Source organism: Providencia sp. PROV200, assembly GCF_049901995.1.
In the GTDB taxonomy this organism is placed as follows: Bacteria; Pseudomonadota; Gammaproteobacteria; order Enterobacterales; family Enterobacteriaceae; genus Providencia; species Providencia rettgeri_E.
In genome coordinates, this window is record NZ_CP096307.1 from 3,414,398 (window position 1) to 3,438,573 (window position 24,176).

Sequence of the window (24,176 nt, forward strand, 5' to 3'; positions counted from 1 at the left end):
TGCAATTTTGCATTATCATACTATTCATTCAGCTCTATGCATAACTACCCGCGCGTAAAGTTTCTTACATTATACTGGCGCAAAGTGGTTGGCTAAGTTAGTCTTTGAGCGTTTGCTGGCGATGCCAATGATGACGGAACCCCATATTTAATGATGAAAAAAAGCTATCCAACACTACTCGCCACCATGGTATGGGCGGCAATTTATAGTCAGCAAGCGCATGCTGACCTTGCACAGCAGTGTATGCTGGATGTCCCTGTTTACACAAAACCGATTGTAAAAGGTGACCCTAACAGCCTGCCGATTCACATTACCGCTGAAGATGTCCGTGGTGAATACCCTAATTTTGTTGAATATGAAGGTAATGTTGATATTCAACAAGGGAACCAAACATTAACCGCTGATAAGGTTAAACTCACGCAAACAGAAACAGCCGGGGAACTCCCCGTCCGTGAAGTCACCGCGACAGGTAATGTTCACTACGATGACCCACAAATTATCTTAAAAGGCCCTTCTGCGTGGTCTAATTTAGATAATAAAAACACGGATGTGAATGATGGTAACTACATGATGGTAGGCCGTCAGGGACGTGGTGACGCGACAAAAATGAAAATGCGGGGTGAAAACCGTTATTCTATTATGGAAAACGGCACATTCACGACCTGTTTACCCGGCAATAATAGCTGGAGCGTTGCGGGTTCCGAAGTGATTATCGACCGCGAGGAAGAAGTCGCTGAGATCTGGCATGCACGTTTTAAAGTGGGTGACGTGCCTATTTTCTATAGTCCGTATATGCAATTACCGATTGGTAACAAACGTCGTTCCGGTTTCTTAATTCCGACTGGGAGCTATTCAAGTAACGATGGGCTAGAGTTTTCATTACCCTACTATTGGAATATTGCGCCAAACTATGATGCCACGATCACACCTCAATTTATGACCCACCGTGGTGTAAAATTAAATAATGAATTCCGCTACCTTATCGCGCCAGGTACAGGCACCGTGGCCTTTGATTATCTGAATCGTGACAGAGCTTATATCAAAGACAAAGAACGTGGTAAGCGTGAAGCTCGTGATAGCGATGACCGTTGGTTGTTCTACTGGCGCCATTCAGGAACTTATGCAGGGCACTGGAATTTTAACTCTGACTATACCAAAGTAAGCGACCCTAGCTACTTTACAGACTTTAGTTCCCAGTATGGTAACACTACAGATGGCTACGCCACGCAAAAATTCAGTGCAGGTTATTCCGATACAAACTGGAATGCGAAAGTCACTCACAAACAATTCCAAATTTTTGCAGATAACCCTAACAAACGTGCTTATAAAGCAGAGCCACAAGTAGATTTCAATTATTATAAAAATAATTTAGGCGCCTTTGATGTGCATACATACGCACAAGCGGCTCGTTTTACGAGTGTGGGGAAAAATAACCCAGATGCAACTCGTTTACACATTGAGCCTGAAGTGAATCTGCCATTATCTAATGGCTGGGCGAATATGAATAACAGCATCAAATTGTATGCGACTCATTACGACCAAGATATCCCTCGCTCGAATACGGATAAAAGCTTAGAAAAAAATGTTACGCGCGTTCTGCCTATGTTTAAAAGCGATGCAAAAGTTGTCTTCGAACGAGACCTTTTCCAAGGCAGCGATTTCGTTCAGACACTAGAGCCACGCGTCCAATATTTATATATTCCGTATAAAGATCAAGATAATATCAATAACTTTGACTCTTCATTATTGCAATCAGACTATAGCGGCTTATTCCGTGACCGAATTTACAGTGGCCTTGACCGTATTGCCTCTGCAAACCAATTCACCACCGGTGTTACGACACGTGTTTATGACGATACTTTAGCAGAACGCTTTAATTTCTCCGTGGGTCAAATTTATTACTTTGAACGCCCGCGTGCAGGTGATTCAAATCGCCCTATTGATGATAAAAGCAACACGGGTTCATTATTGTGGGCCACTGACTCTATGTGGCGAATTGATGATAACTGGGGCTTACGGGGTGGTTTACAATATGACCGCCGTCTCGGTAATGTCACCATGGGGAATGCGGTTGCAGAATACCGTTTAGATGCCGATCGTTTAGTTCAGTTGAACTACCGTTTCGTTGACCGCGATTATATTCAAGCGACCTTCCGCCGAGAAGATACTGCGAATGGCGGCTATACCTATACACTTCCTGAATACCAACGTGGTATTTCACAAGTGGGTGCTGTCATGAGTTGGCCATTAAGCGAACGTTGGGGCTTTGTAGGATCATATTATTATGATACCAAACAACAGCAACCTGCTAGCCAACTGGTTGGTTTGCAATACAATACTTGCTGCTGGGCGGTCAATCTTGGCTATGAACGTAAGATAGTTGGTTGGCAAAAAGAGAAGTTCAGTAGTGAATATGACAATAAATGGTCAATCAATGTGGAACTTAGAGGCCTAAATAACAATCATAGTTTAGGTAGTCAGAAAATGTTAGAAAGTGGCATTATGCCTTATCAGCGTGCTTTCTGATAAAAATAACATAATTTACTCTAAATAATTCGAGGTGCAGTCAACAACGCTGCAACTTGAAGTAGGACGAGTAAAAAGAGATTAGCCCGCTTTTGCGGAATCAAAGTCAATATTTATAGGACCATTATGAAGAATTGGAGAACGCTTATTCTGGGACTGATGTTCGCAAGCTCCACTGCTTTGGCTGCGCCTCAGCAAATGGATAAAGTGGCTGCGGTCGTCAACAACGGTGTTGTGCTGGAAAGTGACGTCCAGAATATGATCAACACGGTAAAACTGAATGCTCAGAACGCACGTCAACAGGTGCCTGATGATCAAACTCTGCGTCATCAGATCCTTGAGCGTCTCGTTATGGATAACATCATTTTGCAAATGGCTAGCCAAATGCAAATCAATATTCCAGATGAAGCTGTGGACGCAACTATTACTGATATCGCTCGTCAAAACGGTTTAACACTGCAGCAAATGCAACAACGTTTAACCGCAGATGGCATCAATATGAATCAGTATCGTAGCGAAATTCGTAAAGAGATGCTGATTGCTGAAGTGCGTAACAATGAAGTTCGCCGCCGTGTTACCATTTTACCTCAAGAAGTTGATTCTCTTGCTGAGCAAATGAGCTCACAAGCAAATTACGAAATGGGCGTGAATTTAAGCCATATCTTGATCCCATTATCTGAAAACCCAACACAAGAGCAGCTAAAAACCGCTGAAGCATTAGTGGACAAAATTTTAGCTGAACTGAAAAAAGGTGGAGATTTCGGTAAATTAGCTATCGCTTATTCCGCAGACCCGCAAGCGCTGAAAGGCGGTAATATGGGTTGGTCACGCCTACAAGAATTACCCGTTGTCTTTGCTGAGCAACTGAAAAATGCGAAAAAAGGCGATATTGCAGGCCCAATTCGTTCCGGTGTCGGCTACCATATTTTACGTGTTAACGATGTCAGTGGTGGCAGCCAACCTATTTCTGTCACTGAAGTGAAAGCGCGCCACATCTTGATTAAGTCATCTCCAATTATGGATGATGCACAAGCAAGACAAAAACTAACTCAAATTGCTCAGGAAATTCGTTCAGGCAAAATCTCATTTGAAGATGCTGCAAAAGAAAATTCTGAAGACCCAGGCAGTGCGTTAAAAGGCGGTGAATTAGGTTGGAATATGCCTGATGTCTATGACCCAGCTTTCCGTGATGCATTAATGAGACTGAATAAAGGCGAACTCAGTCAGCCTGTTCAATCAAATTTTGGTTGGCACTTAATTCAATTAGAAGACACTCGTAACGTTGATAAAACAGATGCGGCGCAAAAAGATCAAGCTTACCGTTTACTGTTTAACCGTAAATTTAACGAAGAAGCACAAAGCTGGATGCAAGAACAACGCGCTTCCGCTTACGTGAAAATGGTTGATGGACGTGACAGCCAATCTACAGATGAAAAAACAAATTAAGCCTATTGTTATCACCCCCGGCGAGCCAGCCGGGGTTGGTCCAGACCTACTTATTCAGCTAGCTCAACAGCAATGGCCTGTTGAGTTGGTTGCTTGTGCCGATCCTGATTTATTACGCCAACGTGCCAAAGCGCTAAATTTGCCTCTGACATTAATTGAATACTCCCCCAATTCAATTGGTCAAGTACAGCCTACAGGTCACTTATCCGTTCTACCAGTTCAGTTGGCAGCGGTAGCAAAAGCAGGTGAACTCAACGTTGATAATGGCCAATATGTTGTGGAGAGCTTAGCAAAAGCATGTGATGGCTGTTTAAATGGTGAATTTTCAGCGCTTGTTACAGGTCCCGTACATAAAGGGATTATTAATGATGCAGGCATGTCATTCAGTGGCCACACAGAATTTTTTGCACAACGAAGTGGCTGTGAACGCGTTGTTATGATGCTAGCTACCGAGGAACTGCGTGTTGCATTAGCCACGACACATCTGCCACTCAAAGACGTGTCGGATGCTATTACCCAACAAAGCCTTCATGAAGTTATCACCATTTTGCACCATGATTTACAAACCAAATTTGGTATTGAAAAACCGGCCATCTATGTTTGTGGTTTAAATCCGCATGCAGGGGAAGGCGGCCATATGGGTACCGAAGAAATTGATACGATAGAGCCTGCACTTGAAAGCCTACGAGCAAAAGGAATGAATTTGATTGGGCCATTGCCTGCAGATACCCTATTTCAAGCTAAGTATTTAGACCATGCAGATGCAGTGTTAGCAATGTATCACGATCAGGGCCTTCCTGTGTTAAAATACCAAGGTTTTGGCAGAGCGGTGAATATCACTCTCGGCCTGCCTTTTATCCGTACCTCAGTCGACCATGGGACAGCTCTTGAACTCGCAGGTACGGGTCATGCAGATGCGGGAAGTTTTATCACCGCATTAAAGTTAGCTATCCAAATGACATCTAAGAATACATGAATAATCGAGTCCATCAGGGGCATTTTGCCCGCAAACGCTTCGGGCAGAACTTTTTAACTGACCAATTTATTATCGACAGCATCGTTGATGCCATGAACCCGCTACCGGGTCAGTCCATTGTAGAGATTGGTCCCGGCTTAGGTGCTTTAACCGAACCAGTCGGTAGCCGAATCGATAAAATGACTGTCGTTGAACTTGACCGTGACCTTGCCGCGCGTTTACACGTTCATCCTCAACTAAAAGACAAATTAACTATCATTCAGCAAGATGCAATGACCGTGGATTTTGGTGAATTAGCCAAACAAGCAGGCCAGCCTCTGCGCGTCTTTGGTAACTTGCCTTACAACATCTCCACACCATTAATGTTTCACTTATTCACATTCACCAATTCTATTTCTGACATGAATTTCATGTTACAAAAAGAAGTGGTGAATCGTCTAGTTGCAGGTCCAGGCAGCAAAGCCTTTGGACGCTTGAGTGTTATGGCGCAATATTATTGCAACGTGGTGCCTGTGTTGGAAGTACCACCAACCGCATTTACACCAGCACCAAAAGTGGATTCTGCCATTGTTAGGTTGATCCCTCACCGCGAAAATCCATACCCGGTAAAAGATATTAAATTTTTAAGTCGTATTACCACACAAGCTTTCAACCAACGCCGTAAAACGATCCGTAACAGTTTAGGGGACTTATTCAGTGTTGAAGAGCTAACCGAACTGGGTATTGACTTAAGCACCCGAGCAGAAAATATTTCTGTTGAACAATATTGTAAAATGGCAAACTATCTCTCTAACCGTTCAGAATAGTCAGTTGAAGGAGGCACTATGCTTAATGAGCCAAATGTAAGCATCCAAGTTCAGAGTGTCTATATAGAAAGCCAATCTCAACCCGATATTGCGCGATATGTGTTTGCTTACACAATATGCATTCGTAATTTAGGGCGAGAGCCTATCCAACTAATGAGCCGCTATTGGCTCATTACTAACAGTGATGGCCATAAAACCGAAGTTCAAGGTGAAGGTGTAGTGGGTGAACAACCCCTTATTCCACCAGGAAAAGAATATCGTTATACCAGTGGCGCAATCCTTGAAACACCAATGGGTACGATGGAAGGTTATTATGTGATGATAAGCACACAAGGGGATAGTTTCCACGTTGATATCCCAGCTTTTCGTCTTGCTATCCCAACACTGATTAATTAATTATGTCGACATATTTAGTAGGTGATATTCACGGTTGTTATCATGAGCTCCGTGACTTGATGGAAAGTGTCCATTTTGATCCAACCAAAGACACATTATGGTTAACTGGTGATCTCATTGCCCGCGGAACTCAATCACTGCAAGTTTTACGCTATGTAAAAAGCCTTGGTTCTGCCGCTCGTTTAGTGCTTGGTAACCATGACCTCCATTTGTTAGGGATTTACTGTAAAATCAGCCGTAATAAACCCAAAGATCACCTCGATGAGTTATTACATGCACCGGATCTTGACGAACTGATCAACTGGTTACGTCGTCAGCCTTTATTACAAATTGATGAAGAAAAAAAGATCTTGATGACTCATGCAGGTATAACACCACAATGGGATCTCGAAACGGCACGCATGTGTGCAAGAGATGTTGAAGCGGTGCTGTCTAGTGATGCCTATCCATTATTCATCGACTCCATGTATGGTGACATGCCAAATAACTGGTCTGAAAGCTTAATGGGGCTAGCGCGTTTGCGTTTTAGTACTAATGCGTTAACACGTTTGCGCTACTGTTTCCCGAACGGGCAGTTAGATATGATTTGTAAGGAAAACCCGAAAAAAGCGCCGGCTCCACTAAAACCCTGGTTTGATCTACCAAGCCAAATTCCCGATGATTATTCGGTATTTTTTGGCCACTGGGCCTCGCTCGAAGGGAAATGCACCCCCGATAACGTCTATGCTTTAGATACAGGATGCTGTTGGGGAGGAGATTTAACGCTATTCCATTGGGAAACCAAACAATATCACCGACAAAAGTCATATCAGAAAAGCCGCAAAGAATAGTTTTTTGTATGGTTAACAACAAGTTATAACAAAATGGCGCCATTAAGCGCCATTTTTGTACTCACACCAAAAGTTATGCTCTTTTGGTTAGGATCTCAAAACAATAACCATGGGTATTGTTTTCGTCAGCTTCATGATATTCCGTAAAGATAGAATCCCACTCATCGGGCTCATAAGCTGGAAAATGGGTATCTCCGATAACTTCGGCATCTACGTGCGTCAAGTAAAGCTTGTTCGCAAGTGGCAGGAACTGCTGGTAAATTTTGCCACCACCAATGACCATAACTTCATCATTACCTTCAACGGCTTGTGCCGCCGCCAATGCCTCTTCAATTGAAGTGACCCAAATAACATCAGAATCAGTCCCAGGCGCACTGCTTAATACAATGTTTACACGTTGTGGTAATGGGCGCCCAATTGATTCGTAAGTAACACGCCCCATAATAACCGGTTTATTTAGCGTATTTCGTTTGAACCACGCAAGGTCCCCCGGTAAATTCCAAGGCATCGCTTTTTCCATGCCGATAACCTGATCGATCGCCATTGCTGCGATTAAGCTAATATTCATCTATTCACCTTAGAAACAAGATATAAAAATTGAGCACACTATACGGAAAGAGAATTGTTTCGTCGACTAAATTTAAGCTTCCTTAAACAGCTTTGAATCACTTATACTCGAATTGATAAACTTACGACTAAAAATAACATTTAAAAACAAAATGCCCCCTCTAATATCAGCCTAAATGTGAGTATTTAGCCGGTCATTTTTATTTGCCAACATTAAACGGGAAAAGAGATTATAACATGTACGAAACGAGTATTATGGTTGCGACCATCGCTGCACTCGGTATGCTTTCTCCAGGGCCTGACTTCTTTTTAATTGTCAAAAACTCAGCTCGCTACCAACGCTCTGCGGCATTAATGTCTGCATGTGGTGTGATAGTCGCGATCGCTTTGCATATGTCTTACTGCGTTGCTGGTCTTGCTGTGTTAATCACGACCACTCCTTGGCTATTTAATATTTTAAAATATGCAGGTGCGGCCTATTTGGTTTGGATCGGTATTAAAAGTTTACTCCCACAATCAAGCCACTTCGTTGATTTAGCAACGGGTAAACATGAAGTGGTTTCATTTAAAAAAGCCTTTATGCAAGGTTTTCTCTGTAATGTATTAAATCCCAAAGCCACGTTGTTCTTTTTAGCGGTCTTTACCCAAGTACTCGATATTAATTCTACTGTCGGTGAGAAGCTGTGGTTTGCCTTTATTATTTGGGGATTAGCCGTTATCTATTGGCCGATTTTAGTTTTCTTAATCCAAAGCGCCCCTGTAAGAAAAGGCCTAGCAAAAGTACAAAAATATGTTGATAGAGTCCTTGGCGTGGTATTAATCGCTTTCGGTATTCGCGTTGCGCTGAGCTAACTTTATTCGCCCTCATCAAAAAGCAGGCTAAACGCCTGCTTTTTGAATATTCAATATTGTTATAATGATTATCATTGCATGGTGTCTTGCGGTGCGACCACCATTTGCCCTGCCGAGCCTAAATCCGCCTTCTCTAAATTATGACTATAGAATAAGAATGGAAAATGGTTATAGGAGGGTTGCATCATTTGTACTAATAATTCGACTCGGCCATCAACCCACACCGTATCTTTCCAACCATAATCTTCTGCCGGTGTTGGCTTGCCATTGCGATTTAGCACCTTAAAGCGCACGCCTTCAATATGAAACGCTTGCGGTTCATTCGTCGTCACCACCCAACGTTCCCAGTTACCTTGGCGACTTGAGAAATCAACCCTGTTTGTATCAATGGTCGCATTATTAATACCCAAGCCATCATTAAGATGAATATTACGTTGTGTGATACTGGATGTGACTTGCGTTTTATCTTCAACTAATTGTGTCGGTAAGCCATCTGTTACCAATGACATCAAACCTGTCGCTTTGATGGTTAATACATTAGTTGAAATTAAACTGTTCGATGGCTCAAATAGCCCTTTTAAACGGTCCATAAAGGTAGCCGACTCACCCGCAGTAATCGTTAACTCCTGCGTTTTCGCCATATCAATCAAGACTTCTCGTCGTTCACCCGGCGCTAATGGCAGTTCCTGAACACTCACAGGGACAGTTAGCAAACCTTGGTCTGACGCAATTAACGAAAATGGGCGCCCATCACTGATTTTCATTACATAATGACGGGAGTTCGACGCATTTAATAACCGTAAACGCACCCATCCTCGAGAGACCTCAACATAAGGATTTTGCACACCGTTTACAAGTAATGTATCGCCTAAAAATCCATGTTCATTTGCTTTGTATTCAGGGGTGCCAAAATTATCCAAACGCTTATCTTGAATAATGATAGGAAAATCATCGACACCATAATGTTTAGGTAAGCGCAAATTTTTCGTCACGTCATCTTCAATGATCCACATACCCAATAAGCCATTATAGACTTGTTCACCCATTTTTCCTTGAGTGTTGGCATGATACCAAAGCGTTGCCGCGTTTTGGCGTATTGGGATCACCGGAGACCAGTCTGCATTAGGTGAAATTAACCTTGCCGCTCCACCAATTTGTGTTCCTGGTATTTGCAACCCACTGATTGTCATCGAAACCGCTTCAGGTAAGCGATTACTATAAATCAGTTTAATATCATCACCATTTTTTACTTTGACTGTCGGCCCAGGGGAAGAACCATTTACTCCCCAAATATCAGCCGAATATTTTCCATCAAAAGACCAATGAATTTTTTGTAATGTTAAAAATAATGGCTGTCCCGACCGTGATTCTAATAACGGTGGCACAGGTAAAACTGTCGCCCCTTCTGCACTCGCATAAATAGGTGCATAAGACAAACATAGAGCCATCCCTGCCGCTATCAGGGTTTGGCATCGATTGAATGACATAAATTCTCCGCTAAACAAAATTCCAGCGCATTTTATTATTTAATATTATAAATTTTCAGCCAATAAGATGGCTAATTTCAGGTTGGCGCTAGTAATATAACTACTTAGATGCAACAACTTAAGACCATAATAATTTGTGAGCCATGATATCGCGAAAAAATGCTAAATTCTAAAAATATCTATCTAATATGTAAAAATTTAATTAATAGAATTATAAATAGTAAGGTAAGTAATTAAAAAGGGAAGATAAGAAGAGTAGACGATAATCAAGTCGGTGTATTCTGTGTTCAACCTAAAAAAATAGGCAATATTTATATATTGCCTATTTTTAAAATAAATTCAATTAGTTAGGGTTATTTCCCTTGCTTTGCCATTTCTTCAACCTCGAGATCGAGTTCTTTAATTTTTGCTTCCATTAAAGCATGGCAATGTTCAGATAATTCCCTCACTTGCTCTCGACTATAACGCGATGTATCGATCGGGTCTAACATTTCAATAATGACACTACCGTTATTCCAACGGTTTAACTTAATTTTACCTTGTGTACTCGAAACGCAAACAGGCACAATCGGTACCCCTGCGGCAATCGCGGCATGAAATGCCCCCGTTTTAAATGGCAGTAAACCACGGCCACGACTGCGAGTGCCTTCGGGGAACATCCATACCGAAATTTTACGTTTTTTAATCTGGTCAGCAACCTGCGTGATTGTGTTATGAGCTTTAGAACGATTAGCACGGTCAATTAAAATATTACCCGTGATCCAGTACAAAAAGCCAAAAAAGGGTATATAAACCAAGCTTTTTTTACCCACAGTTACCGTTCTAGGTTGCACCCCATTCGACATAGTCACCATGTCATAATTGTTTTGGTGATTACCAATATAAATACTCGGGCCATAGCGCTTCGCTTTCTCAGGGACGCGATTGATGATGTTAATCCCAAAAACGACAGACAGCCGCCCAAACATGTGACCAAATGTCATTACGTGTTTTGGGTTACGTGGGCTAAATAGGCAATAGATCCCGCCCCCTATACATACTGCAATCGTATAAATAATAACAATGATCGCTCTAATAAGCGCTAACATACTAACCCCAAATTGTAAGAGACTTTTCAGCCCATGATGAATATAACCTGCTTATAAACCTTTTGAAGTCTATAACTCAAAAGGTTTATAAGGCTTTTCTTTACTAATTATTCACTATCTACTGGCTCAATATCAATACGCTCAATATTGTGCATTCCGCGCGGTAACGATGTCCCTTTACGGCCACGTTCTGAGCGATATTTTTGTAAGTCTTCCGCTTTAAACTTCAGCTTCCGCTTACCGAAATGCAAGGTCATTGATGCCCCTACAGGTAAAATCATCAACCAAGTCAATAAATCATCGCCAGTTGCCGCTTGTGCGCCGGCAATATTGATAATTTTATTTCCTTTACCTTTCGAAAGCTGAGGTAGATCTGCCACAGGGAAGATTAACATACGCCCTGCTTTGGTAATTGCCAACAGCAAATCTTCTTGCTCATTATGCAATTCAATAGGTGCCAATACTTTTGCATTTTCAGGTAAAGAAATTAAGGCTTTACCTGTTTTATTTTTAGTGACTAAGTCGTTGAAGGTACAAATAAAACCGTAACCTGCATCCGAAGCCATTAAATATTTTTGGTCGTCAGGCGCCATTAATACATGTTCAATGGTTGCGCCAGGTGGCAAGGTTAGCTTACCGGTTAAAGGCTCTCCCTGACTGCGTGCAGATGGCAATTCTAGCGGGTCAACAGAGTAACTGCGCCCTGTAGTATCAAGGAACACGGCAGCTTGGTTTGACTTACCTCGCGCAGCCCCTTTAAAGCCATCTCCTGCTTTATAGTTCAGATTAGTCGGCTCGATATCATGCCCTTTAGCACTACGTACCCACCCCATATCAGAAAGCACAACGGTAATTGGTTCTGACGGTAAAATCTCATGTTCGCTCATGGCTTTCGCTTCTTCGCGTTCATGCAGTGGGGAGCGACGGTCATCACCGTAATCTTTGGCGTCGGCTTGAATCTCTTTTTTAATCAACGTATTTAAACGTCTTTCAGACCCAAGGATCGCTTGTAAGTCATCGCGCTCTTTGGCTAACTCATCTTGCTCGCCACGAATTTTCATTTCCTCAAGTTTGGCTAAATGACGTAATTTTAACTCTAAAATAGCTTCAGCTTGAGTGTCACTAATATTAAAACGCGACATGAGAACCGCTTTTGGTTCATCTTCTGTACGAATAATTTCAATGACTTCATCAATATTCAGGTAGGCGATTAATAAACCATCTAAAATATGTAAGCGTCTTAATACTTTTTCTAACCGATGATTTAAGCGGTTACGCACAGTTTGGCGACGGTAGGCAATCCACTCATTTAAGATCTCAACGAGCCCTTTCACCGCAGGTCGGTTATCTAAACCAATCATATTAAGGTTAACGCGGTAACTACGCTCTAAATCCGTTGTCGCAAATAAGTGTGTCATCACTTGTTCAAGATCAACGCGATTACTACGTGGAACTATCACTAAACGTGTTGGGTTTTCATGGTTGGATTCATCACGTAAATCTTCAACCATCGGTAGTTTCTTCGCACGCATTTGGCTGGCAATTTGTTCCAGTACTTTTGCACCTGAAACTTGATGAGGTAATGCCGTGATCACCGCATTACCATCTTCTTTTTCCCACACCGCACGCATACGTACAGAACCGCGTCCATTTTGATAAATCTTACGGATATCATCACGGGAAGAAATAATTTCTGCTTCCGTTGGGAAATCGGGTCCCGGCACAAATGCCATGATGTCATCAAGATTTAGCGTAGGTTTATCCAGTAAAGCAACCAAAGCTTGAGCCACTTCTCGGGCGTTATGTGGTGGAATATCTGTCGCCATCCCAACCGCAATACCCGTGGTTCCGTTTAACAGAATATTCGGCAAACGCGCAGGCAACATTTTTGGCTCATTTAGCGTACCATCAAAGTTTGGTACCCAATCCACAGTGCCATGGCCAAGTTCGCTGAGTAAAACTTCAGCATATTTTGATAAACGTGATTCGGTATAACGCATTGCTGCGAACGATTTAGGGTCATCGGGTGCCCCCCAGTTCCCTTGGCCATCCACCAGCGGGTAACGGTAAGAAAATGGCTGTGCCATCAATACCATCGCTTCATAACAAGCGATATCACCATGCGGGTGATATTTACCGAGAACATCGCCCACCGTTCTGGCGGACTTTTTGTATTTCGCAGTGTTGCTTAAGCCAAGTTCTGACATTGCATACACAATACGGCGCTGAACAGGTTTAAGCCCATCGCCAATAAATGGTAATGCCCTATCCATGATGACGTACATCGAATAGTTCAGATAGGCATTTTCAGTGAAGGCGTGTAGCGGTAAACGCTCTACACCATCATGAGTAATTTCACTCATTCAATTCGTTCCTTTCTCATCGCAATTCGGATATTAGACATCAATTTCAGCCATATCGCCTTTCTCTTGCAGCCAATTACGGCGGTCTTCCGAACGTTTTTTCGCCAGAAGCATGTCCATCACAGCAAGAGTTTGTTGGTAGTTTTCATCATCGATAATTAGCTGTACAAGACGACGAGTATTTGGATCTAATGTGGTTTCACGTAATTGCAGTGGGTTCATTTCACCCAGCCCTTTAAAGCGCTGAACATTGGGTTTACCTCGCTTGCGGCTAAGGCGGTCAAGCACAGCATTTTTTTCGCTTTCATCAAGGGCGTAAAACGTTTCTTTACCTAAATCAATGCGGTATAGCGGTGGCATTGCCATATAGACATGCCCAGCTTTAACGAGTGTTGGGAAATGACGGACAAATAACGCACATAATAGTGTCGCAATGTGTAAGCCATCGGAGTCCGCATCCGCAAGGATACAAATTTTCCCATAGCGCAATTGGCTAAGGTCTTCACTATCAGGGTCTATTCCAATAGCCACAGAGATGTCATGCACCTCTTGGGAGGCTAAAACCTCATCGGAAGACACTTCCCACGTATTGAGGATTTTACCGCGCAACGGCATGATAGCTTGATATTCACGGTCACGCGCTTGTTTTGCAGACCCCCCAGCGGAGTCCCCTTCAACAAGAAACAGCTCCGTCATACTTAGATCTTGCGAGCTACAGTCGGCCAATTTACCCGGCAATGCAGGGCCACTGGTGAGTTTTTTACGCACCACTTTTTTCGCCGCACGCATTCTACGTTGTGCGCTAGAAATGGCCATTTCTGCAAGCTGTTCAGCCACTTGCACGTTCTGATTAAGCCATAAACTGAAGGCATCTTTCACCACCCCCGAAACAAAGGCGGCACATTGACGAGAAGACAGGCGCTCTTTGGTTTGCCCAGCAAATTGTGGATCTTGCATTTTAACGGAGAGTACATAGGTACAGCGCTCCCAAATATCATCTGCTGAGAGCTTAACACCGCGAGGCAATATATTACGGAACTCGCAAAACTCACGCATCGCATCAAGCAACCCTTGGCGTAGCCCATTAACATGGGTTCCACCTTGTGCTGTAGGGATAAGGTTAACGTAGCTTTCCGTGAGTAATTCACCACCTTCAGGCAACCAAAGCAGTGCCCATTGAGCGGCTTCCGTTTCCCCAGAAAATTCACCTGTAAACGGTTTTGGTGGTAACGCTTCAAGGCCGTCAATTGACTCCATGAGGTAATCGGTCAACCCATCGCTGTAGCACCAACTTTGTTCTGTATTGTTGAGCTTATCCTTAAACGTGATTTTCACGCCAGGGCATAAAACAGCTTTGGCTTTTAAGTTATGAGTTAAACGCGTTACTGAAAATCTTGGGCTATCAAAATAGCTGCCATCCGGCCAAAAATGCACGCTGGTCCCTGTGTTACGTTTGCCACAAGTCCCTATTACATGTAAATCTTCCACCTTATCGCCGTTCTCAAAGGCAATTTGATACACTTGGCTATCACGACGAACAGTAACTTCAATACGTTTTGATAACGCATTGACAACAGAAATCCCGACACCGTGTAAACCACCTGAGAATTGGTAGTTTTTATTGGAGAATTTTCCCCCTGCATGTAATTGCCCCAAGATCAGCTCAACCGCTGACACTTTCATTTCTGGGTGAATATCGACAGGCATACCCCGCCCATCATCAATTACTTCAAGGGATTGATCGGCATGTAAAATAACCTCGATGTGGCTCGCGTGCCCCGCAAGCGCTTCATCGACGCTATTATCAATTACTTCTTGAGCCAAATGGTTCGGTCGACTGGTGTCGGTATACATCCCCGGGCGACGGCGAACAGGCTCTAAACCACTGAGGACTTCAATGGCCTCTGCGTTATAACTAGATTGAGTCATGTTGTCATTCTGCGGTAATAGGTGATTAATTGAACTATTCAATCAGTGAGTTACTGTTGATAATAACAGTGTTCATACGTTTTGACACTATTTCTCTGCCAATTGTAGGAAATCAACAATTTGAGAAAAGTAAGATTCAAAACCAATAAAGGCATGATTACCGTCAGGTTCCACAGTTTGTTTGCACTTTGAAAGATAGGCAACAGCCTCTCGATAATCAAGTACTTCATCACCCATTTGTTGTAACAACCAAATAAGATGAGGCGAAGTTAGTCTTTCAATGTATAAAGATTTTAGCTCATGGATATGCTTTTCTTCCAACACATATTGTTCATGAGTATATGGGTTTGTATTGTCGCCTAAGTAGTCTTGCAGTAAATCAAAAGGACGCACTGCGGGGTTTACGACGACAGCAGGAAGCTGATAACGCTCTGAAAACCAAATTGAAAAATAACCGCCTAGCGAAGAGCCGACTAACCCCATTTTTTCATGCTGATGCTGTTGGATAATATCATCCAACATAGCTTGGGCTTGCTGAGGGTAATTTGGCAACTGCGGTACAAGCATATTAATATGTGGATAATTCATACCAATCCATTGCTTTAAGCTATTAGCTTTAGCGGATTGAGGTGAACTATTAAAACCATGAATATAAAGTAGAGTTGACATAAGCGAATTAATAACCGTCAGAGTCAAGGTCAGGGCTAAACTCCCTTGTGTCTAAACGGTGAACGCGGGTTGTAATATGCCTTTGGCTTTGTTCATTAATACTTAATTCTAAATATCGCCAACCTGGCGCGACGGTGTCTAGCGCAAAATTAGTACAGTGAGGCTTAAACTGTACACAGGTAGAAGGCGTTGCTAACAACCGAATACCGTGCCAATTTTCATCCATTTCTTGATGAATATGGCCACATAGCATCGCTTTAACATTTGAATAGTTTTTTAAGTAGTCAGCTAAAATATGTGAATTTCTCAAACTGTGCTGATCAAGCCAAGTACAACCCGAAGCTAGAGGATGGTGATGCAGCATAATCAATGTAGTACGCTCAGGTTCAGCATCTAAGCTGGCTTTCATCCACTCTAACTGTTGCTCAGAAAGCTCGCCATGAGGTACATCTTGAAGCTGGCTATCCAGCATCAAGATTTGCCATTCATCACCAATCAAAATTTGTTTAGCACTTGAAATCCCCGCGACTCGGAGTGTTTCTACCATTGCAGGCGGGTAGTCATGATTACCAGGAAGCCATACACAAGGAGCAGGGATACGCGCAATGCCATCCGCAAAATGCTGATAAGCTTGTGGTGATTGGTCTTGAACTAAATCTCCTGTCGCAACAATTAAGTCAATTGGGAGATTTTCCTCAGTGATAGCATCAAGTACCGCCTGATAGCTTTTGTAAGTATTTACCCCTAAAAGCGTATTTTCTGTATTAGCGAAAAGATGCGTATCAGTAACCTGTAAAATTCTCACAATTTTAGAGTTCTTTGCAGTCACTTCAAGCTGGCTGTCCAAAAGTATTCCTTTTCCTTAAATATTATTTAGTACCTAATCTATTTATTACAACTATATAAAAGCTAAACACACTTACAACTATCTTAAAACTTTACTTTCTAACTTTCTGCTAATCAGCACACACTTCACCAGATTAATCGGTATTTAAAACGATTTCATCCACTTTTCATGTAGCTTTTGATAGTGGAGTTGTAACCATTGAATCGCAATAACTGTCGCGGCATTATCAATAGTGCCATCTTCAACCCATTGATATGCTTGTACTCGGCTGACCACATGTACACGAATATCTTCATTTTCTGACGCGAGCCCATGCACACCTTTCGCTTTGCTGCTATCGACTTCACCGATAAATACATGCATGCGTTCAGTTGTCCCGCCAGGGCTAGAAAGATAACTTAGCGCTTTTTCAGTTCGACCAATAACCAACCCAGCTTCTTCAACCGCTTCGCGGCGAATAACTTCTTCGGGTGATTCGTTCTGCTCTATCATTCCCGCAACGGCTTCGAGCAACCAAGGTGTTTCACTCGTTTCGATAGCAGGTAACCTAATTTGTTCAATTAAAACAACGCTATCTGTTTTTGGGTCATAGGGTAAAACCACACCTGCATGGCCCCGCTCAAAAACTTCACGGCGAATTTCTTTACTCCATCCGCCCGCGAAGAGGCGATGACGAAATTGATATTCAACCATTTGAAAAAAACCGTTAAATAATTTACGCTTGGATATAATTTCAACATCATTTTTGCCGTATTTAATTGGCTGCTCTATTTGTTTTGTCATTTCATTCTCCAAACTCAATTATTCCATCTTAAGGAAATAATTGTGGATTAAAACAGTTTTTGAGGTTTTTTAACCTTAGATGAGGTAATGTTTAATAAATTGAGACAAAATGGCACAAAAGGCTACCGTTAATAGAAGTGATACTCTGTTACAATAAGCGCCATTATTCAAATCAAAGAGCAACATAGTGTCTGTTTTTAATAACTGTCTCTAAAACGGATAATTTAACATCTATCGCCTAGTTAGGCATGGTACGTTTTAGACAACAGACTCAACTTAATTTGCTGTTTAATCAAGGAATCAAAATGAAGAAACTGCTTCCCCTTTTAATTTCGATGAGTTTTGTGGGTCTCAGTACCAATAGCTTTGCAGAAGATTTACTACAGGTTTACCAAAAATCCAAAGAAAGTAATCCTGAATTAAGGAAATCATTAGCTGAACGTAATCAAGCTTTTGAAAAAATTAATGAATCTCGCAGCCCATTATTGCCACAATTAGGTTTAGGTGCGGGCGCTAGCTACGGCAGTGGTTACCGCGATGCAAGAAACACTGAAAGCACAGGTTTAAATGCTTCATTAAAGCTAACTCAAGTTGTGTTTGATATGTCTAAATGGCGCCAATTGACTATCCAAGAAAAAACAGCGGGTATTTCCGATGTCACCTATCAAACAAGCCAACAGCAATTAATTTTAAATACTGCAACTGCGTATTTTAACGTCTTAAAAGCGATTGACGCGTTATCTTATATTGAAGCAAATAAAGAAGCGGTTTATCGCCAATTAGACCAAGTTACACAACGCTTTAACGTGGGCCTTGTTGCCATTACTGACGTGCAAAACGCCCGTGCAAACTATGATAGCGTTATTGCACAAGAAGTTGCAGGCCGTAACGAGTTAGAAAATGCGATTGAAAAACTGCGTCAAGTCAGTGGCGTGTACTACAACCAACTCGCTTCTTTAAATATCGACCGCTTTAAAACCAATGAGCTGGGCGATATCAACGCTATCCTAAAAGAAGCCGAAGAGCGTAACCTCAGCCTGTTGAGCGCACGTTTAGCACAAGATGTTTCTCGAGAAAACATCCGTTTAGCTGAAACAGGTCACATGCCAACGGTTAACTTAGATGCATCTACTAGCGTTGCAAATACCTATCAGCATGGCAGCGGTTATAACACGCCATATGGTGGTGGGGCGACCAACAGCTATAATGGACAAAATAGCATTGGCTTAAATTTAAGCATTCCACTGTATACTGGTGGTGCAGTCAGTTCTCAGGTTGAACAAGCACAATATGGTTTCCAAGGTGCGAGCGAACAACTAGAAAGCGTTTATCGCAATGTGGTTCAGTTAGTTCGTTCATCATTTAATAACGTATCATCGTCAATCAGTAGTATTAATGCTTACAAACAAGTCGTTGTTTCCGCACAAAGCTCATTGGATGCAATGGAAGCTGGCTACCAGGTAGGAACTCGTACAATTGTTGACGTATTGACAGCAACAACCGCGCTATACCAAGCGAAACAAAATCTGTCTAATGCTCGTTACGATTACATGATAAATCAACTGAATATCGAATTTGCTCGTGGTACATTGAACGAAGACGATATTGCACGTTTGAATGCGAACTTAGGTAAAGAGATTTCAACCTCTGCAACTAGTATTATTCGTAGTACCAATGCGCCAAAAATGAACTAAAATTCTTAGTTTATTTGAAAATGATATAATGACCCGCTTATATAGCGGGTTATTTTTTGAAGGAAGCCAAGTAAATCGGTTAGAATTGCGAATTTGTACTAATTGGCCCGCTTACAACCCCTTTTCATTATCCTATGGCACAAATTCAGTGAATTCTCACTCTGTTCACTACGTTTTAGAACAAAAAATAACCTGTAGTTAATTTATTGATATCAAATAAAAATATTATTTTCCTCTTCAATAAATACCATGCTAATTAGAAAAAAATAGCAGAAAGTTATCAAAATGATAAATTCAGCCCATTTCTCCTATATTTCTGCTTTAATTTTCAGCGGTTATCCCCTATCCTAGAGCTAACATCTAAAAACATCTTACTTAATTAAATTCAGGGTAATTACCATGACCATGAAGCGTACCAAAGATATTAATCAGAGCGCCTTCCGTAAGTCTTGGCGTTCATACCGTTTAGCGCCTGTGGCTGTCGCGGTCAGTGCCGTATTTATGCTTTCCGCTTGTGAAGAAAGCGATGAAACTGTATCACTGTACACTAACGCGCAAGATTGTAGCCAAGCGAACCCATCACAAGCCGAACAGTGCACCGTCGCTTACAATAATGCACTACAAGAAGCCGCTAAAACTGCACCTAAATATGAAACTCAGGCTGACTGTATTGCTGAGTTTGGTGAATCTATGTGTACTCAAGCCCCTGCTCAAGCGGGCCTTGCAGGCACTAGCTCAACAAATGGTGAACAAACCGCCCAAGCACAAAGCAGTGGCGGTAGTATGTGGATGCCATTAATGATGGGTTATATGATGGGCCGTATGATGGGCGGTAGCGCTGCATCACAACCATTATTCAGCTCGAAAAACCCAGCGAGCCCAGCCAACGGTAAATTTGTTGACGCTTCAGGTAAAAGCTATGGTCCTGCTGTTGCAGGTGGTCGTTCAATGAGCGTACCAAAAACCGCCATGGCACCTAAGCCACCAACAACTTCAACCGTGACTCGTGGCGGTTTTGGTGACACCGTCAATAAACAAGCGATGGCACAACGTTCATCTTCTTCTGCAAAATCAACTTCTTCCCGTTCGATGGGTGGTTGATAAGTAATGAAACGAGTTCCTATAGTAGAGCGCCCAAACTGGCGCGAAAAAGCTTCTGAGTTTGGCTTTGAATTTCACACTATGTATGGTGAGCCTTATTGGTCAGAAGACGCGTATTACCAATTCACGATGGCACAAATTGAAGAAATCGAAGATGCAACCGAGCAGTTGCATCAAATGTGCCTAAAAGTGGTTGAACGTGTTGTTGAAAGCGATGAGTTAATGGTGCGTTTTCAGATCCCTAAACATTGTTGGGAATTTGTTCGCAGCTCATGGAAAAGCGAGCAACCTTCGCTATATTCTAGGCTTGACCTTGCTTACGATGGTATTAACCCTCCTAAGCTTTTAGAAAATAACGCGGATACTCCAACCTCATTATACGAGTCTGCATTTTTCCAATGGATCTGGTTAGAAGATCAAATTGAAGCAGGAAAATTACCTGAAAATGCCGATCAGTTTAATAGTATTCAAGAACAATTGATCGAGCGTTTTACGCAATTAAAAGATCAGTATGGCTTCCGCTTGCTGCATATGTCTTGTTGCCGTGACACAGAAGAAGATCGCGGTACCGTTCAATATTTACAAGATTGTGCCAATGAAGCGGGGGTTGCCACTGAATTCTTATATATCGATGAAATTGGTTTAGGTGAAAAAGGCGAGTTTTCGGATACTCAGGATCAGGTGATTAGTAACCTGTTCAAATTGTATCCATGGGAATTTATGCTAAGAGAAATTTTCTCGACCAAATTGCAAGACGCTGGCGTGCGCTGGTTAGAGCCTGCATGGAAGAGCATCATTTCTAACAAGGCCTTATTGCCGATGTTATGGGAAATGTTCCCTGATCACCCAAATTTACTGCCTGCTTATTTCGCTGATGGCAAAACCCAGCCAGAACTCGAAAAATACGTTATTAAGCCACTATTTTCTCGTGAAGGTGCCAATATCCGTATTATCGAAAATGGCAAGGAAATTGCAGCCGCAGACGGCCCATACGGCGAAGAAGGTATGATTATTCAACAATTCCATCCACTTCCACAATTTGAAGGTAGCTACACCTTAGTCGGAAGCTGGTTGGTGAATGATCAACCTGCAGGGATCTGTATTCGTGAAGATAAAGAACTGATCACTCAAGACTTATCACGCTTTTATCCACATACGATCATCGATTAATCGTATTTAAAATTAAAAGCTCAGCCCAAACATAGCAATATGATTTGGGCTTTTTTATCAATTCATTCTATTGCCGAAAAGTTTATCCTACCTGAATAGACAACATACTTAACGACGCCGACACAATTCCTTCAATCGGTGTGCTGATCTCTTCTCGCCCATCCCACGTCCCTAAAATAGGCAAAATAGGCAAGTAATGTTCTGGTGATGGATTCGATAATTTCCCATCCTCCCGTTCCAATCCTTTAGTCAGCGGATGGGGAATTTCATGACTTTGCAGATTGTCATACACAAACTTCTCAAAAGATATTGCCCATGGATACGGCTCGGCATGAGCATTTTGCCAATTCATCGCCCGCAGATTGTGTACCACGTTGCCGCTACCCATAATTAGTACACCTTCCTCTCGTAGAACCGATAACTTTTTCCCGAGATCGTAGAGCCAAGTAGCAGGTTTACTACCATCGATACTCAGCTGGATCACAGGGATATCGGCTTCTGGATACATACGCACTAAGATCTCCCATGTACCATGGTCTAACCCCCACTCTTGTTCATCAAGGTAAATGGGCTCAGGAGCTAATAATGAAGCAACTTGCTGAGCTAATTCAGGAGAACCAGGAGCTGGATATTCGATTTGATACAAAGCTTCGGGGAAACCGCCAAAATCATGAATAGTTTTGGGTTTTAACATCGAAGTCACAGCAGTGCCACGCGTATACCAGTGGGCTGAAATCACCAAAATCGCAGTTGGCCGAGGTAAGATTTTACCCAGTTTCTCCCATGCTTGAGTGTAAGGATTATCCTCAATCGCATTCATAGGGCTACCATGGCCAATAAAAATGGCAGGAAGCTTATTTTTTACCACTGAAGTATTTACCGACATGATGATTTAAACTCCAACTCAATTAGTTTCTCCCCACAGCATACGCTTTTCAGCAAAAAACACAGTGAGCTAATTATGAGTATGATCATCAAAAAAATTGAAAAGGCCACGAGGTGTGCAACTCAGTGGCCTTCAAGATATTCTATATGCTTAACGTACTATTAATAATTTAAATAACTTAGCTTATTAATATTTAAACTTATCAAAACCTCTATCTAGAGCTCTTCCTCTAAGAGGATCAGCTCGCTTTCTTTTCCTGCAACAGACGATACTGAACTAAGTCTTCAATCGTCACCACAGTCAAACCATGTTGCTTACCAAACGCAGCCACTTCAGGGGTGCGAGCCATAGAACCATCATCATTGGTTAACTCACACAGCACACCGGCAGGTTTAAAACCCGCTAGAGTTGCAAGGTCGATAGACGCTTCAGTGTGGCCACGACGCGCTAATACCCCGCCATCACGCCCACGTAATGGGAAAACGTGGCCTGGATGATTTAGGTCGGCTGGAACGGCGTTGTCTGCGATTGCAGCACGAATAGTGGTAATACGATCTGCGGCAGAAACGCCCGTTGTAACCCCTTTTGCGGCCTCGATAGTTACCGTGAAACCTGTTTGGTTTTGGCTGGTGTTATTTTCCACCATCATCGGTAATTCGAGCAACTTACGACGCTCTTCAGTGATACAAAGACAGACGATCCCACTGCTATAGCGAATGGTAAATGCCATTTGTTCAGCGGTCATGGTTTCTGCTGCAAAAATTAAATCGCCTTCGTTCTCACGATCTTCATCATCAAGAACAAGAACACCTTTACCTTGGCGTAAAGCCTCGATAGCATTTTCAACACGTTCGATAGGGTTACCGAATACAGAAAGTAGCGAATGATCCATGGTAAAAACCTCTTAAATAGTTATTAACTAGTTACCAGAATCAAGGCAGTCTTAGGAATACGAGAAATGGGGAATATATAAATAGCCAATAAGAGGCATTTACCTATTCAGGTATGCAGAACACTATTGTGCGTAACAGCACAAACATGCAGATACTGTTAATTCTCTCCCATCCGGACTATAACCGTCGGCCCCAGATTCACACTGGGTCTGCTGACCTTTACCACAGAATGGTAAAGCGCTCGCGGGCTTCATGCGTGATGCATGTTTACCGCCGGTGGGGACTTTCACCCCGCCCTGAGATATACGCAATTAATATAACGCCAATAATTCAAGTTCGCAACGATGATAATCAAAATTGGTGAACGACTCACACTTTTAGCCAAAAAACATGAATAAAAACTTAGCGTTATCAAGGTTAATTTCACTATCGGTTCTAAACCTCTCCCTAAATAATTCAAGCTAGCGCAAGGCAGCAAGAGGTATTAAACTAGTCCCAACAATTCACAACAATATTTTGATAAACTTAAGGACCCGCGAAATGCTCGATCCGAAAAAAATTGAACAAGTTGCCCGCCAAATTCAAGGCGCTTTACCACAAGGCGTGCGTGATTTAGGTGAAGATTTTGATAAAAAACTGCGTTCACTATTACAATCACAACTCGGTAAATTAGACTTAGTCAGCCGTGAAGAATTTGATATTCAAACTCAAGTCTTATTACGCACCCGTGAAAAATTAGCGAAGATGGAACAACGCGTTAGCGCACTTGAAGCCCATTTAGATGTAGAAGAAAAAACGGCTGAGTAATTAAATTGAAAAAGTGCCCCCACTTTAATTTTAGATAAATAAAAACCTCACGGCGTTTTT

General features: G+C 42.3%; 21 protein-coding genes and 1 riboswitch. Of the genes, 11 read left to right on the top strand and 10 right to left on the bottom strand.

All coding sequences use genetic code 11. The features are described from left to right. The first annotated feature begins 153 nt into the window (after nucleotides 1-153). From lptD to apaH, 6 genes are all read left to right on the top strand, one after another. Nucleotides 154-2,526 carry an LPS assembly protein LptD gene (lptD, locus tag M1E86_RS15615; RefSeq protein ID WP_426099477.1) on the top strand — a complete coding sequence of 791 codons (2,373 nt, stop codon included), beginning with the start codon at nucleotides 154-156 and terminating at the stop codon, nucleotides 2,524-2,526. Nucleotides 2,527-2,652: 126 nt separating this feature from the next. After that, the gene (surA, locus tag M1E86_RS15620) at nucleotides 2,653-3,972 is read left to right on the top strand and encodes a peptidylprolyl isomerase SurA (RefSeq protein ID WP_125890325.1); all 1,320 of its coding nucleotides are present in this window, start codon (nucleotides 2,653-2,655) and stop codon (nucleotides 3,970-3,972) included. Further along, nucleotides 3,956-4,948 carry a 4-hydroxythreonine-4-phosphate dehydrogenase PdxA gene (gene pdxA / locus M1E86_RS15625; RefSeq protein WP_213913052.1) on the top strand — a complete coding sequence of 331 codons (993 nt, stop codon included), beginning with the start codon at nucleotides 3,956-3,958 and terminating at the stop codon, nucleotides 4,946-4,948. Before surA ends, pdxA begins: the two co-directional genes overlap by 17 nt. Further along, a complete protein-coding gene (gene rsmA / locus M1E86_RS15630) occupies nucleotides 4,945-5,754 on the top strand; it encodes a 16S rRNA (adenine(1518)-N(6)/adenine(1519)-N(6))-dimethyltransferase RsmA (protein WP_004257672.1) in 810 nt (269 codons plus the stop codon). Before pdxA ends, rsmA begins: the two co-directional genes overlap by 4 nt. 18 nt (nucleotides 5,755-5,772) lie before the next feature. Further along, complete coding sequence (gene apaG / locus M1E86_RS15635) at nucleotides 5,773-6,150, top strand: Co2+/Mg2+ efflux protein ApaG (protein WP_004257676.1); 378 nt, start codon at nucleotides 5,773-5,775, stop codon at nucleotides 6,148-6,150. A gap of 2 nt (nucleotides 6,151-6,152) precedes the next feature. Further along, a complete protein-coding gene (gene apaH / locus M1E86_RS15640; RefSeq protein WP_125890326.1) occupies nucleotides 6,153-6,980 on the top strand; it encodes a bis(5'-nucleosyl)-tetraphosphatase (symmetrical) ApaH in 828 nt (275 codons plus the stop codon). Nucleotides 6,981-7,053: 73 nt separating this feature from the next. Here apaH and folA read toward each other — a convergent pair whose 3' ends face one another. Then, nucleotides 7,054-7,548 (bottom strand): type 3 dihydrofolate reductase, encoded by a 495-nt coding sequence (gene folA, locus M1E86_RS15645; protein WP_125890327.1) that lies wholly within the window; start codon nucleotides 7,546-7,548, stop codon nucleotides 7,054-7,056. Nucleotides 7,549-7,784: 236 nt separating this feature from the next. Here folA and M1E86_RS15650 point away from each other — a divergent pair, with 236 nt between their 5' ends. Next, entirely contained in the window at nucleotides 7,785-8,399 is a 615-nt protein-coding gene (locus M1E86_RS15650; protein ID WP_125890328.1) for a LysE family translocator, read from the top strand. 71 nt (nucleotides 8,400-8,470) lie between these two features. Here the strand turns inward: M1E86_RS15650 and ftsP are convergent, their stop codons facing one another. From ftsP to nudF, 7 genes are all read right to left on the bottom strand, one after another. Then, on the bottom strand, nucleotides 8,471-9,886 hold the full coding sequence (gene ftsP, locus M1E86_RS15655) for a cell division protein FtsP (protein WP_213913053.1): 1,416 nt from the start codon (nucleotides 9,884-9,886) through the stop codon (nucleotides 8,471-8,473). A gap of 353 nt (nucleotides 9,887-10,239) precedes the next feature. Continuing rightward, on the bottom strand, nucleotides 10,240-10,974 hold the full coding sequence (locus M1E86_RS15660) for a 1-acylglycerol-3-phosphate O-acyltransferase (protein ID WP_125890330.1): 735 nt from the start codon (nucleotides 10,972-10,974) through the stop codon (nucleotides 10,240-10,242). Nucleotides 10,975-11,081: 107 nt separating this feature from the next. Then, complete coding sequence (gene parC / locus M1E86_RS15665) at nucleotides 11,082-13,337, bottom strand: DNA topoisomerase IV subunit A (RefSeq protein WP_319862147.1); 2,256 nt, start codon at nucleotides 13,335-13,337, stop codon at nucleotides 11,082-11,084. 33 nt (nucleotides 13,338-13,370) lie between these two features. Further along, nucleotides 13,371-15,266, bottom strand: a complete 1,896-nt coding sequence (parE, locus tag M1E86_RS15670) for a DNA topoisomerase IV subunit B (protein ID WP_213913055.1) — start codon at nucleotides 15,264-15,266, stop codon at nucleotides 13,371-13,373. Nucleotides 15,267-15,353: 87 nt separating this feature from the next. Then, nucleotides 15,354-15,935: an esterase YqiA gene (gene yqiA / locus M1E86_RS15675; RefSeq protein ID WP_213913056.1), complete on the bottom strand. Its 582-nt coding sequence runs from the start codon at nucleotides 15,933-15,935 to the stop codon at nucleotides 15,354-15,356. Nucleotides 15,936-15,942: 7 nt separating this feature from the next. Further along, nucleotides 15,943-16,782 carry a 3',5'-cyclic-AMP phosphodiesterase gene (cpdA, locus tag M1E86_RS15680; RefSeq protein ID WP_213913057.1) on the bottom strand — a complete coding sequence of 280 codons (840 nt, stop codon included), beginning with the start codon at nucleotides 16,780-16,782 and terminating at the stop codon, nucleotides 15,943-15,945. A 144-nt stretch (nucleotides 16,783-16,926) separates the two neighbouring features. Next, nucleotides 16,927-17,565, bottom strand: a complete 639-nt coding sequence (gene nudF, locus M1E86_RS15685; RefSeq protein WP_213913058.1) for an ADP-ribose diphosphatase — start codon at nucleotides 17,563-17,565, stop codon at nucleotides 16,927-16,929. A 305-nt stretch (nucleotides 17,566-17,870) separates the two neighbouring features. On the opposite strand from nudF, the gene tolC reads away from it, so the two are divergent. From tolC to M1E86_RS15700, 3 genes are all read left to right on the top strand, one after another. Beyond that, on the top strand, nucleotides 17,871-19,259 hold the full coding sequence (gene tolC / locus M1E86_RS15690; protein WP_125890336.1) for an outer membrane channel protein TolC: 1,389 nt from the start codon (nucleotides 17,871-17,873) through the stop codon (nucleotides 19,257-19,259). Between the two features lie 399 nt (nucleotides 19,260-19,658). Beyond that, nucleotides 19,659-20,360, top strand: a complete 702-nt coding sequence (locus M1E86_RS15695; RefSeq protein ID WP_125890337.1) for a DUF1190 family protein — start codon at nucleotides 19,659-19,661, stop codon at nucleotides 20,358-20,360. 6 nt (nucleotides 20,361-20,366) lie between these two features. Then, nucleotides 20,367-21,530 (top strand): glutathionylspermidine synthase family protein, encoded by a 1,164-nt coding sequence (locus tag M1E86_RS15700; RefSeq protein WP_213913059.1) that lies wholly within the window; start codon nucleotides 20,367-20,369, stop codon nucleotides 21,528-21,530. Between the two features lie 82 nt (nucleotides 21,531-21,612). On the opposite strand, the gene ygiD is transcribed toward M1E86_RS15700, so the two are convergent. Further along, a complete protein-coding gene (ygiD, locus tag M1E86_RS15705; RefSeq protein ID WP_185746825.1) occupies nucleotides 21,613-22,416 on the bottom strand; it encodes a 4,5-DOPA dioxygenase extradiol in 804 nt (267 codons plus the stop codon). A 238-nt stretch (nucleotides 22,417-22,654) separates the two neighbouring features. Then, nucleotides 22,655-23,308 (bottom strand): 3,4-dihydroxy-2-butanone-4-phosphate synthase, encoded by a 654-nt coding sequence (ribB, locus tag M1E86_RS15710; RefSeq protein ID WP_125890339.1) that lies wholly within the window; start codon nucleotides 23,306-23,308, stop codon nucleotides 22,655-22,657. Nucleotides 23,309-23,465: 157 nt separating this feature from the next. After that, nucleotides 23,466-23,617, bottom strand: a riboswitch (FMN riboswitch). A gap of 232 nt (nucleotides 23,618-23,849) precedes the next feature. On the opposite strand from ribB, the gene ubiK reads away from it, so the two are divergent. Next, nucleotides 23,850-24,116: a ubiquinone biosynthesis accessory factor UbiK gene (ubiK, locus tag M1E86_RS15715; RefSeq protein WP_125890340.1), complete on the top strand. Its 267-nt coding sequence runs from the start codon at nucleotides 23,850-23,852 to the stop codon at nucleotides 24,114-24,116. The last annotated feature ends 60 nt before the right edge of the window (nucleotides 24,117-24,176 follow it).

Bases quoted from the DNA above. Each gene is read 5' to 3' on its own strand.
- parE (WP_213913055.1), bottom strand. From the start codon at position 15,266: ATGACTCAATCTAGTTATAACGCAGAGGCCATTGAAGTCCTCAGTGGT.
- ftsP (WP_213913053.1), bottom strand. From the start codon at position 9,886: ATGTCATTCAATCGATGCCAAACCCTGATAGCGGCAGGGATGGCTCTA.
- M1E86_RS15660 (WP_125890330.1), bottom strand. From the start codon at position 10,974: ATGTTAGCGCTTATTAGAGCGATCATTGTTATTATTTATACGATTGCA.
- apaH (WP_125890326.1), top strand. From the start codon at position 6,153: ATGTCGACATATTTAGTAGGTGATATTCACGGTTGTTATCATGAGCTC.
- tolC (WP_125890336.1), top strand. From the start codon at position 17,871: ATGAAGAAACTGCTTCCCCTTTTAATTTCGATGAGTTTTGTGGGTCTC.
- M1E86_RS15700 (WP_213913059.1), top strand. From the start codon at position 20,367: ATGAAACGAGTTCCTATAGTAGAGCGCCCAAACTGGCGCGAAAAAGCT.
- yqiA (WP_213913056.1), bottom strand. From the start codon at position 15,935: ATGTCAACTCTACTTTATATTCATGGTTTTAATAGTTCACCTCAATCC.
- lptD (WP_426099477.1), top strand. From the start codon at position 154: ATGAAAAAAAGCTATCCAACACTACTCGCCACCATGGTATGGGCGGCA.
- ribB (WP_125890339.1), bottom strand. From the start codon at position 23,308: ATGGATCATTCGCTACTTTCTGTATTCGGTAACCCTATCGAACGTGTT.
- pdxA (WP_213913052.1), top strand. From the start codon at position 3,956: ATGAAAAAACAAATTAAGCCTATTGTTATCACCCCCGGCGAGCCAGCC.
- nudF (WP_213913058.1), bottom strand. From the start codon at position 17,565: ATGACAAAACAAATAGAGCAGCCAATTAAATACGGCAAAAATGATGTT.
- surA (WP_125890325.1), top strand. From the start codon at position 2,653: ATGAAGAATTGGAGAACGCTTATTCTGGGACTGATGTTCGCAAGCTCC.
- folA (WP_125890327.1), bottom strand. From the start codon at position 7,548: ATGAATATTAGCTTAATCGCAGCAATGGCGATCGATCAGGTTATCGGC.
- M1E86_RS15695 (WP_125890337.1), top strand. From the start codon at position 19,659: ATGACCATGAAGCGTACCAAAGATATTAATCAGAGCGCCTTCCGTAAG.
- rsmA (WP_004257672.1), top strand. From the start codon at position 4,945: ATGAATAATCGAGTCCATCAGGGGCATTTTGCCCGCAAACGCTTCGGG.
- M1E86_RS15650 (WP_125890328.1), top strand. From the start codon at position 7,785: ATGTACGAAACGAGTATTATGGTTGCGACCATCGCTGCACTCGGTATG.
- parC (WP_319862147.1), bottom strand. From the start codon at position 13,337: ATGAGTGAAATTACTCATGATGGTGTAGAGCGTTTACCGCTACACGCC.
- ubiK (WP_125890340.1), top strand. From the start codon at position 23,850: ATGCTCGATCCGAAAAAAATTGAACAAGTTGCCCGCCAAATTCAAGGC.
- apaG (WP_004257676.1), top strand. From the start codon at position 5,773: ATGCTTAATGAGCCAAATGTAAGCATCCAAGTTCAGAGTGTCTATATA.
- ygiD (WP_185746825.1), bottom strand. From the start codon at position 22,416: ATGTCGGTAAATACTTCAGTGGTAAAAAATAAGCTTCCTGCCATTTTT.